We start from the raw sequence: 625 nt of genomic DNA, 5'->3' as shown, positions 1-625 counted from the left end.
ATCACTAGTGGCGCAAAACAAGCGATTGAATTGGCTCAAGGCCAGCTTTATGCCCTGTTCAATAACGGCGCATATGGTCAGCCCGGTGCATTAGAAGATCTGCCTACCGAAGCATTGAAAGCGCAATTTCAAACCAACTTTTTTGGTTGGCACCAATTGGTTCAAGAGGTACTACCCACTATGCGTGCTCAGGGTGAAGGACGCATTATTCAAAACAGTTCCGTCTTGGGTTTTGCCGCAATGAAGTATCGTGGGGCGTACAACGCCTCAAAGTTTGCCCTAGAAGGGTGGACAGATACATTACGGCTCGAACTTGCTGATACCGACATCAAAGTGGCGTTGATAGAGCCCGGCCCCATTGAAACGCAATTTAGACACAACGCTCTGCTCGCTTTTGAGCAATGGATTGACGTAGATTCAAGCCCTCACCGTATCGCGTATGAAGGACAGAAAAAGCGCTTAGATAACGATAAATCGAATAATCGATTCGTGCTGCCCGCAGAAGCTTGTATCGAACCCGTTCTTCACGCACTAACCAGCAATAAACCTAAAATTCGCTATCGCATTACGACACCAACCAAGTTGTTTGCGATTTTGAAACGATTATTACCCACTCGTGTCCTCG

Annotated in this window: 1 protein-coding gene; it reads left to right on the top strand. The window is 47.0% G+C overall.

Going from position 1 to position 625, the window contains the following annotated elements; genetic code table 11:
• Positions 1–625, top strand: a 625-nt coding sequence (locus tag R8N47_RS26225) for an SDR family NAD(P)-dependent oxidoreductase (RefSeq protein WP_318186233.1), incomplete at both ends; no start/stop codon positions are given.

The organism is Vibrio sp. 2132-1, assembly GCF_033344315.1.
Note: the sequence above shows the minus strand (reverse complement) of the source record. Positions and strands in the feature narration are given on the sequence as shown.